The sequence below is a fragment of the Deltaproteobacteria bacterium genome (assembly GCA_026388545.1).
GTDB lineage: Bacteria > Desulfobacterota > Syntrophia > Syntrophales > UBA2185 > JAPLJS01.
Genome location: JAPLJS010000121.1, coordinates 1 through 9,834, shown reverse-complemented (window position 1 = coordinate 9,834; position 9,834 = coordinate 1). Strand labels below are relative to the sequence as shown.

Here is a 9,834-nt window from a genome sequence, read left to right as displayed (position 1 = left end):
AATAAAATTATTTTGGAGGCTACCGGATACCCATTGAGATGTCAAATGGAAAGTGCGCCATCAGATACTGTTTACCATTTGAAATCTTGTATGTCCGTGAAAATACCCCAATGCTACATTTCAGGAAGACATGCACTTTTTTCTTGAACGGAAAAATAAACAGTTCAGCCTTGCATGTTTGAACCTGTAATAAATGATCTGGTCAGAATGTCGATCAGAACATCCTTCAGACCAGCACAATCCTTTTGACAACATCCCTGAAGAACTCCTTCGACCAAACTTGCAGAGCATCTTGGTTCTTCACGAAAGGTTCCACTTCCTTCTTGACCTGATTTATATCCAGTTTATCAATTGCGTTTGATGTCAGTAAGAAGAATTTCTCCTTGGTCAGGTGGTCCCCTTCCTTCATGTGTCTGCTCTGAATCATCCTCTGTTCGAGGTGGTCGAGATGTAGTTGCGGGTGATGCGCGGCGTACCAGACGAGGTCATACCAATCACGACCCTTAACCCGGCTCTTCCAGCGCCTGCAGAGAACAGCATGCATCTTGCCGGCAAATAGGTCAGAAAGGACAAAGGTCTTAACCGAAAATGGGATCGGCTGAAGGAGAAACTTGTTTTCAGTGTCAAACCCCATTGGCGGGTCAGTATCGACCTCGATTCTAATTTTCATGACCTGCCCACGGGGGATCTGCCTGGCAATATCTTCGGCTGTTTCTATGACTAACAGGTGCTTCAGTGTGTCAGCTTTCAGAAAAGCTGACTGCACTGGGCTTTCTGCATTCTTCTTTCTGATCGTCACACTTGCCTCGAACCCAAACGACCGGACCTCGCGCTCCAGAGCACTTATATATCGTGAAATATCGAAATCAGGCATTGGCTTGAGCAGCGAAAAATCCAGATCTTCCGAATATCGGTCGATCCCGTAAAGAATTCTGAGAGCCGTGCCTCCGTAAAATGCGGCCTTCTCGAAGAACTTGCTCCTCCAGAGGCCGAGCAGTGCAATCTCCTGCAGGATTTCCCGAAGGGCCCTCACATAGTCCTCCACACTTCTCCTCTCATACCGGTCGAGCATGCGGGCAATCACTTCATTCATTGTTCTTCCTCCCACCCAACTTACGAAGCAGATCGCTTAGCAGCCGTATCTTCCGGGACCGGTAACGATCTGCGATCAGAGAGAGCATGTCGGCGTTTAGCTTTTCCAGCCTTTCGGGATCAATCCGCAGGTTGTCCAGCAGATATGCCCTCATTTCCGTCTGGGTTCGAACAGCCGTCCCCCGGTCATCATGGATCTTGTCGGACAGAGCCTTTTCCGGGACTGCAATCAAGAATGTGCGCCCCCCCTCGAGTACCACTTGATCAATGCCGATCTGATAGGCATTCATGGAAATACCACGGTAAATGAAAAGACCGATGGGGGTGGAAAAACGCCTGCCCCGGCTGCAGGTTACCGACGTCACCGCCTCAACGCGTTCCGGAATCAGGCCATAGTAATGCAAGGCATAATCGAGGGATATGTAAGAAGGCCCGTAGATCATGTTTGCCAAGACCTCTCTGGAAAAGGGTTGCCGTCTGTATCTCTCTCCAAAAACATAGATACCCTTCTTTATACGTATAATAGCGCCCTGCCTCAGCAAATCCGTGATCTTATCACGTGGTCGGTCATATTCCCAAAGGCTGTTCAGAAGGGCTTGATAGTCAAATTCTTCACTTGTTATCTTGCTTCGTAGTTCTTCAAACATTTCCGTTGCCTTTGACTCTTTCGATCATCCTGGTTGAACACTTATAGCATAATTCAGCACAGTATGTCGACAATTATTCGACATACTGTGTTCATATTGACAGCCGGCATGGCAATCTTGTAATGGCTTTTGATATAAAATTTTGATTTATCTTTTTCAAGATACCATCTTATAGTTCAATCTATTTGATTAAAACAAAATCTGCCTATCCGGATCATATGGCTGATGATGGAGGAAATATGAAGGTAGAAGAGATATCAAGAATAATAAGTGAGCATTGTCCTGTAAATAGTGATGCTTTCCAAGATGTATGGCTTCATCTCCTTGAAACTGAACCGGACGACATGCATCAGTTATATCGATCCATAAGAAAGGCCAAGAATAAAAAAATAACAGAATATTTCCGCAATAAAAAGGAAATCAGCCAATTTGATGAACACGGTGAAAATATATTAGACAGGTATAAAATCCCGACAGAATTCGAGCATAACAATGAATCGGACACATCTATCGCGAAGGATTTTTATAAGCAAATTGCGATTTATTTTTTAAAAGAATTTCTCTTAGAGAAACAAAAGAATTGGGAACTTCGTAAAAAATTAGGCGATAAAAAGCTTGAAAATTCTCATAAATGGCGAGAGCTACGCCAGGATCAGCTGAATAAAAAATATGAGATGTTTGTGGAGAAAAAAAAGAGATGGGAGTTTCGTAAAGAAGTAATTAATAAAAAGCTGGAAATTTCCCGCAAATGGCAGGAGCTACGCAAGGAGCAGTTGAATAAGAAATATGAACTGCGCAAAAGAAGATTAGATTTAGAAGCATGTAAATCGGAAGAAAACCGACAAAGGGCAAAATCATTAGAAAATACACTACATAACCGTCTCGAAGAAATTGAAAATTCTCTCAAATTACAGCAGATCAATATTTTAAGTACAGTTGCCAAAGCTATGTTTCATATAATTGATTTATCAAAACCTTATAAATATGTTTATAAGATGTTCGGGCACACCCATTACATTGCAAAGGTCACAGATGATAATCTCTATCTCTTGTGCAAGAAAGAAACCCCCATCCCTATTGATAATAGACATAACCTACCATCTAAAGGGTGGCCATCCTGTAAAGCATGCAACCGAGCTACAGCAAAATAGGTGTATCAACTGGATAACCAGATGATGAAATAAAACGTTAAATAGCAGATGCGAACCATTCAGAACGCAATGACTAAGTACTGCGGTTCATAAATTCGGTTACGTATTTTGCGAAGCCGGATCGCCAATACTTGGTGGATCTGTTTTAAATGAAACGTCACAGTAAATATTAAATGCAGCACTTAGACAATCTATAATTGACATTGTTAATCTATTTCATGAAAACGAGTTTTTAATATCTCCTCCTGCCTCATCCGGCAGAAGACATGTAACAATCGCAGCATTGTGATAAATTTGTGATAGAATCAACGGTAAAAGACAGAAATAGATAGAATTAACAGGAATAGATAGAAATCGCTTTTCACATGTGTTTCTAGTACTTTCGGAAAATCTGACCGGATATCAAGGGTTTAAAAATTAGCAAATTTTGGGCCGGATAAAACTCAAAATCCCCCGCCCGCAAGGGCATCCCGGTTCGACCCCGGGCTCCGGCACCAAAAATAATCAGGGTTTGCGGTAATTGATGCCGTGGACCCTTTTATTTTGGCGGGAAATGTCGTTATATGGCTTTCAAAGCCCCGTCACTCATCGGCTTGCCGACCTCATAGGTATCACATTACCCTCTGAAACAGGCCGAATGTAACCAAAATGTAACCGCTCGGATTGCAGTTCCTTGAATCTCTGGCGCTTTTGAGCTGCTTCCTTCAAATCATCCTGCGAAACGATGTTGTAACGGTCAAAAACACTCCGTGTCTTATGCCCTGAAATCTCCATAACGACACGTTCGGGTATGCCTGCCCTCACCATGTTGCGGATTGCACTCCGCCTCAGATCATGAAACAACAAATCAGGCTTCCCGATCTTGATACATGCAGAACCCCACGACTTCCGGAAATCCAAAATCTGATGTCCTTCCCCCAGCCGTCTGGATCAACAAACCGGCGTTACCAAATAGCGAACCGGCGCTACACTAAATTGTTGCCGGAGGTGTCTCATTTTCATTGACAAGTTCCGATCGGTCAGGACAATAAACAATTAACCAGCTAATTCTCATTTTTTTTGCTGCTTGCAAATTGGACATGAAACTATTTCTTGCTTCACTTTTGTCATATAATTCTTAGCCAATTTGTTGCCATTTTTCTATATTTTCGTCGCTAAGAGGCCCTTCGCACAGGTATATCCATTCATTTAACGTTTGATGCCAATGCCTTTTTCTTAAAGGCATTTGTAGCTGATTTTTCTCCATCTGTTCAATGATGTCCAGTAAGCCATTCCCTGCAGCTTCTCTTTTTACGACTCTCCATAATTCTTGTGTTGACTCCAGATCTTTCTTTTCAAACCTTTTCGTTAATATTGTATAATTGATAAATGATCGTATCATTAGTGCTTTGCCAATGGAGCGAAGCTTGGAATCAGTATCTTTAAGAAGCCACTCATTAAAATTCTCTATCAGATTTTCCGTATCTGCGATCTTTTTAATTTGATAATCCGGCAATAAAGTAAGCACAAAGAAAGCAATTTCAGCTCTAATCTCAATCGGCACTTTTGATAACCATTCAGCTATAGTCTTTATTGGGTTCATAATGCCACCTTTGTTTATATAATGGTGTGCGTTTTGTTGATGCCATACTTATTTAATCACCATGCCATATTTCCACTTAAAAGGACAAAACACCTCCAAAGCATGGCATGAGGCGAGAGTTTATAGAAAAGGAATTGTGGACTATTTAAGATACCCTCAGTCTTTCTATTAATGGGGGCCGCCTCATTAATCATTGTCCCCTCTCTTGCCTCTTCCTCTAAACTTATCCTCTTTCCACGGAAAGCACCATTTGCGTTTGAATGACGATAGCGCATAGCTTACCGTTCTCGGACTTTACGAGCGTTTGCCATACCATAGTGGTCTTGCCACGATGCAATGCAGTGCACTCACCGATGATGCGCGTGCCAACGGATACGGCGCCGAGGAAGTTGGTCTTAGATTCGATGGTGGTCGTGCGTGAGCCCTTCGGGAGGTTGACAAACGTTGCAACACCGCCAAGCGTGTCGGCGAAAGCCATAAGTGCGCCGCCGTGAAGAATCTCTCCGACGGTACATAGATCGGGACGAACCTCCATCGACGCAACGACTCGTTCAGGGTTGACTTCAGTTAGCTGCATTCCCATTAAGCCGGGAAATAGCGGCTTGATCACTTCTTGAATGAACGCCATGGTGCTCATGTCTGGTCTCCTCTCCCAACTAAGAATCTCAAGACTTTGGTTGGGAAATGATTTAAAGATCGTTCTTTATACATTACACATTTTCCAAATTTCATCAAATGGAAACTACTGAAAGGAAGTGTTGAAAGGGGTGTATATTTTATTCACCTATGGTACAATAATGTATATTGGCCTTTCAATTCGTGTGTTATAATACATTTTGACGGTCACAAGGGGTCCTATTTATTTACATAACGCGTTCTCAGCAGACAGACAAATCAAAAGGAGGGGAATGTATGGAGATTATTAAAGGTTTTCCGGCAACATCACAGGATGATTATCAGCTTAACATGATAAACCTTATCAAGCATGGTGCAAGAAATTTCGGCAAACAGCAAATAGTTACGAGAAAAGCGGATGGCAGCATGCATCGCTATACCTACCAGGACGCATATGCAAGAATCAAAAGGCTTGCCAACGCCCTGTATGATCTTGGGGTAAAGATAGGTGATCGTGTCGGGGTGCTCGAATGGAACACCTACAGATACTATGAAATGGATTTCGGCATTCCGGGCTCGGGGGCGGTCCTTCTCCAGATGAACCTGAGATTATCACCTCCGGAACTGAGTTTTGTGGTTAATCATGCAGGGGCAAGATTTATCTTTGTTGACGAGACGCTGATCCCGATAGCGGAAGCCATTGCCCCTCTGTGTAAAACGGTGAAAGGCTGGGTTATTTTAACGGGCAAGAAACTTAGTGATGTCACAACGAAGCTAAGTCCGGTTTACAGTTACGAAGAAATACTCGCGGCAGCCAAAGAAGATATTGAATGGCCGAATCTTGATGAAAAATCGGCTTATGCTGCCTGTTATACCACGGGGACAACAGGGAACCCCAAAGGTGTCTATTATTCCCATCGAAATGTTTATCTCCATTCGGCAGCAATCGCTTTAAGTGCGGAGTTATCATACCGGGATTGCTTCTTCCAGATCGTTCCCATGTTTCATGCCATGGGCTGGGGCACGCCTCAGGCGGCTACCATGGCGGGATCAAAGCTTCTGCTCCCCGGAAGGTATGCCGCAACCGATTTGGGTCCTCTTGTCGAGATCATGGTAAGTGAAAAAGTAACGGTGGGAGACGGCGCTCCCGCCATCTTCATGCCGATGCTTGAATATATAAGGAAAATGGACGTTAAACCCGATTTTAGAGGGGCTCGTTTCCTCTCCGGCGCAACGGAGCCCCCCGTGTCATTGATGAAAGGTTTATATGACTTAACCGGCGCAGAGATTATCCATGCCTATGGCGCTACCGAAACCACTCCCCTGGTTACCATCAATCGCCTTAAACCCTGGCTGGAAGAAACATACTCGGAGGAACAACGGTGGGACCTTAAGCGCAAACAGGGTTATGCCGTCGTTGGGCTCGATGTGAAAATAGCGGATCCATCGGGAAAAGAACTTCCCTGGGATGGAAAGGCTTCGGGGGAGATACTTGTTCGGGGTCCCTGGATTGCGGCGAAATATTACAACGCTCCCGGATCGGAAATCCAGTTTACCGCAGACGGCTACTGGAAAAGCGGAGATGCGGGCACGATCGACGAAGAAGGGTACGTAAAGATCACCGACAGGGTGAAAGACCTCATCAAGAGCGGCGGCGAATGGATTTCTTCCGTAGATATGGAAAATGAACTCGTTTCCCACCCGGCCGTTCTCGATGCCGCTGTGACCGGCGTCAGCCATCCGAAATGGGAGGAGAGGCCCATCGCCCTGGTGGTGCTGAGACCGGAGCAGAAAGGAAAAGTATCGAAAGAGGACATTCTTGCACATCTCGGCAGCAGGAAATTCGCTGTTTTTCTTGAACATGTCTGAGCCGCCTCATCTTCCGGTGAGGCGGCTCTTTTTATTTCTAACCGAACAATTTTCTCTTTTCCTGAGCCGCGGAAACGAGATACGGCGCAGCCTTGAAACGTGACCCCCATTTTGTTTCGAGCTTCCCCAGGGTTTCCACAACACTATCAACCCCAATCTCATCGATGGCATGAAGGGGGCCGCCCCTGAACGGGGGAAATCCGATGCCGAAGATCATGCCCATCTCCGCATCCACGGTATTTGTCACAATATTTTCACCCATACAGAATCCAACTTCATTGAGCAGGTACATGACGATCCTATCCAGAATCTCTTCTCTTGTTAATTTCCTGTCCACCCGTGACGTGAACAATGGATAAACTGTCTCGTCAACCCCCTTTTTCCTGCCTTCCTCGTAGACATAGAAGCCCCTGCCGTTTTTCCTTCCCAACCTCCCGCCCGCAACGGTAACTTTCGTGAGGTCATCGGAGAATCTTTCAGGATACGCCTGCTTCATGATTGTCGTCACATGGGCGCCCACATCATGACCGACCTCATCGAGAAGAGTAATAGGCCCCACAGGAAATCCGTACTCCACAATTACTTCATCGATGGTTTTCGCATCGGCGCCGTCATTCAAGCATCTAAGGGCCTCCACGAGGTAAGCTCCCACAGCGCGAGTTGTGTAAAAACCGTAACAGTCGTTAACGACAATGGGAAGTTTTTTTGTGGCATGGGCAACGGCTACAGCGGTCACAACCGTATTTTCCGATGTCTTCGCACCCCTGATAATCTCAAGGAGCGGCATCCGGTTGACCGGTGAAAAATAGTGCATCCCGAGGAAACATTCCGGCCTCTCCGAGGATTTCGCGAGTTCCGTAATGGCCAGTGACGACGTGTTGGATGCAAAGACGCAGTGTTTCGGTATATATTTTTCCACCTCTTTGATGGTTTTTTGTTTGAGCTCCATATCCTCAAAAACAGCCTCAATAACCATGTCGACATCACGGAAATCGTCATAGTGCAAGGTTGCCTGGAGAAGCGATAGTATCTCCTCCGCTTTCGATTCGGCCATCCTCCCCTTCTCCACATCTTGATTCAGGATTCCCCGTATGTACTGAACCCCCCGTTTCAATGCTTCATCGCTCACGTCTTTCATGACGGCCTTCTTGCCGGAAGCTATAATACTATGAGCAATTCCCGATCCCATAAGCCCCGCGCCAAGGACGCCGACTTTTTTCACGTCCGCCGGTTTGATGGACCGGTCGGAAGACCCATAGACTTTGGTCATGGCATTCTGCATAAGGAAAAGATCAACAAGGCTCCTTGCTTCAGGACTGCACAGGACTTCGGCAAAGACGGCCTGCTCAGCCTGGAGGCCCGCTCTGAATCCTTTCTCCGCGCCCTGTTCCACGGCATCGATAATCTTCATGGGCGCGCGTACATGACCTTTCGTCTGTTTCAACGTCATCTGGCGTGCAACCTCGAAGATTTTTTTCCTCGTCTCCGGATTTTTCTCGTCCCCCGTAATGCCGTAACGGTAATCATCGGCAAACCAGGGTCTCCTGTAATCGGCCCCGGAGTTTATTTTTTCCATGAGAAATTTTTTCGCGTCATCGGCAAATCCCTGGGCAGGCAGAACGGCATCAATTACCCCCAGTTTTAACGCCTCGTCCGGTTTGAGGGATTTCCCTGCACAGGCAAGCGTGAGGGCGCTCTGAATGCCGACAAGTGCCGGGAGCCTCTGGGTTCCCCCACCGCCGGGCAGCACGCCTAACTTGACCTCGGGAAGTCCGATCTGAACCGACTTGTGCTCCATGGCAACCCGCCACCTGCACGCCATGGCCAGCTCCAATCCCCCGCCAAGACAAACGCCGTTAATCGCCGCCGCCGTATGCATCTTCAAATCCTCAAGGCGATTAAAGGGCACGTGCGCCTCTTTCGCAAAGGCCGCGCAATCATCGGGGGTTTTCAATGCCTTCAGCCATTTGATATCGGCGCCCGCGACAAAGACCCCCGGTTTTGCGCTTTCCAGGATAAGCCCCTTAATCCGGCTGTCCTTTTCGATCTGTCCCATGATTTCAAGAAATTCTTCTACAAACAGTGCCGACAGGGTATTGACTCTTTCATCGGGATTATCAAGAATCAGATGGGCGATACCGTCTTCATCCAGTTTCAATTGCATCAGTTTTGCCATGTTGTTCTCCTTATAAAATCCCCCCTTACCCCCCTTTATGAAAGGGGGGAAGTTGTTATGTGTAAATAATTTTTAAAGCTCCATCATTCTCCCAACGATCACTTTCATGACTTCCGTCGTACCCGCGAATATCGGGATTACCCGTACATCCCTTGCAAACCGGCAGATCGGGTATTCCTCCATATATCCGTAGCCTCCGTGCAGCTGGACACAGTGGTAGGCCACCCGGTTCGCCATTTCAGGAATCCACGCCTTCGCCATGGAGACTCTCATCACAATATCTTTTCCCGCAATGTAGTCTTCGATAAGAGCATCGAGAAAAGTCCTTCCCAACTCTATTTCCGTTGCCATCTCTACAATCTTAAAAGTATTATGCTGAAACGAACTGATGGGCTTCCCGAAAACCATCCTTTCTTTCGAGTATTTAATCGTCATCTGAAGCATGGCTTCCGCCATGGATTGAGCCATGATCGATGCGATGAGCCTTTCGCCCTGCAATTTCTGCATAAGAAAAGTGAAACCCTGGCCTTCTTTCCCCAGAAGATTCGAGGCAGGAACCCTGCAATCCACAAAACTGAGCTCTGCCGTATCCTGGCTGTGCATCCCCATTTTTTCGAGATTACGGCCTTTTTCAAAACCGGGGGTTCCGTCTTCGACACAGATCAGGCTTACGCCCTTGTAAGGGGGGGTTGCCTTTGTGTC

At 46.3% G+C, this 9,834-nt stretch carries 9 protein-coding genes; 2 read left to right on the top strand and 7 right to left on the bottom strand.

Annotated features, from left to right (window positions below; all coding sequences use genetic code 11):
* Positions 1-226: 226 nt before the first annotated feature.
* Both NTW12_15345 and NTW12_15340 read right to left on the bottom strand, forming a co-directional pair.
* Positions 227-1,093, bottom strand: coding sequence for a nucleotidyl transferase AbiEii/AbiGii toxin family protein (locus NTW12_15345; GenBank protein MCX5847706.1), 867 nt, complete (start codon positions 1,091-1,093; stop codon positions 227-229).
* Positions 1,086-1,739, bottom strand: coding sequence for a hypothetical protein (locus tag NTW12_15340; GenBank protein ID MCX5847705.1), 654 nt, complete (start codon positions 1,737-1,739; stop codon positions 1,086-1,088). Before NTW12_15340 ends, NTW12_15345 begins: the two co-directional genes overlap by 8 nt.
* A gap of 239 nt (positions 1,740-1,978) precedes the next feature.
* Between NTW12_15340 and NTW12_15335 the strand changes: the two genes are divergently transcribed.
* Positions 1,979-2,890, top strand: a complete 912-nt coding sequence (locus tag NTW12_15335) for a hypothetical protein (protein ID MCX5847704.1) — start codon at positions 1,979-1,981, stop codon at positions 2,888-2,890.
* 585 nt (positions 2,891-3,475) lie between these two features.
* Here NTW12_15335 and NTW12_15330 read toward each other — a convergent pair.
* The 3 genes from NTW12_15330 to NTW12_15320 form a co-directional block, all read right to left on the bottom strand.
* A complete protein-coding gene (locus NTW12_15330) occupies positions 3,476-3,790 on the bottom strand; it encodes a tyrosine-type recombinase/integrase (GenBank protein MCX5847703.1) in 315 nt (104 codons plus the stop codon).
* A gap of 217 nt (positions 3,791-4,007) precedes the next feature.
* The gene (locus NTW12_15325; protein ID MCX5847702.1) at positions 4,008-4,472 is read right to left on the bottom strand and encodes a hypothetical protein; all 465 of its coding nucleotides are present in this window, start codon (positions 4,470-4,472) and stop codon (positions 4,008-4,010) included.
* Between the two features lie 223 nt (positions 4,473-4,695).
* Positions 4,696-5,109: a PaaI family thioesterase gene (locus NTW12_15320; protein ID MCX5847701.1), complete on the bottom strand. Its 414-nt coding sequence runs from the start codon at positions 5,107-5,109 to the stop codon at positions 4,696-4,698.
* Positions 5,110-5,384: 275 nt separating this feature from the next.
* On the opposite strand from NTW12_15320, the gene NTW12_15315 reads away from it, so the two are divergent.
* Positions 5,385-6,956 carry a long-chain-fatty-acid--CoA ligase gene (locus NTW12_15315; protein MCX5847700.1) on the top strand — a complete coding sequence of 524 codons (1,572 nt, stop codon included), beginning with the start codon at positions 5,385-5,387 and terminating at the stop codon, positions 6,954-6,956.
* Positions 6,957-6,993: 37 nt separating this feature from the next.
* Here the strand turns inward: NTW12_15315 and NTW12_15310 are convergent, their stop codons facing one another.
* Together NTW12_15310 and NTW12_15305 are read right to left on the bottom strand one after the other, a co-directional pair.
* Positions 6,994-9,132: a 3-hydroxyacyl-CoA dehydrogenase NAD-binding domain-containing protein gene (locus NTW12_15310; protein MCX5847699.1), complete on the bottom strand. Its 2,139-nt coding sequence runs from the start codon at positions 9,130-9,132 to the stop codon at positions 6,994-6,996.
* A 72-nt stretch (positions 9,133-9,204) separates the two neighbouring features.
* The coding region (locus tag NTW12_15305; GenBank protein MCX5847698.1) for an acyl-CoA dehydrogenase family protein at positions 9,205-9,834 on the bottom strand (630 nt) is incomplete at its 5' end.

What these genes read in the sequence shown, in the direction of transcription:
- NTW12_15335 (MCX5847704.1), top strand. Translation starts at nt 1,979, where the DNA reads ATGAAGGTAGAAGAGATATCAAGAATAATAAGTGAGCATTGTCCTGTA.
- NTW12_15310 (MCX5847699.1), bottom strand. Translation starts at nt 9,132, where the DNA reads ATGGCAAAACTGATGCAATTGAAACTGGATGAAGACGGTATCGCCCAT.
- NTW12_15315 (MCX5847700.1), top strand. Translation starts at nt 5,385, where the DNA reads ATGGAGATTATTAAAGGTTTTCCGGCAACATCACAGGATGATTATCAG.
- NTW12_15325 (MCX5847702.1), bottom strand. Translation starts at nt 4,472, where the DNA reads ATGAACCCAATAAAGACTATAGCTGAATGGTTATCAAAAGTGCCGATT.
- NTW12_15320 (MCX5847701.1), bottom strand. Translation starts at nt 5,109, where the DNA reads ATGAGCACCATGGCGTTCATTCAAGAAGTGATCAAGCCGCTATTTCCC.
- NTW12_15340 (MCX5847705.1), bottom strand. Translation starts at nt 1,739, where the DNA reads ATGTTTGAAGAACTACGAAGCAAGATAACAAGTGAAGAATTTGACTAT.
- NTW12_15345 (MCX5847706.1), bottom strand. Translation starts at nt 1,093, where the DNA reads ATGAATGAAGTGATTGCCCGCATGCTCGACCGGTATGAGAGGAGAAGT.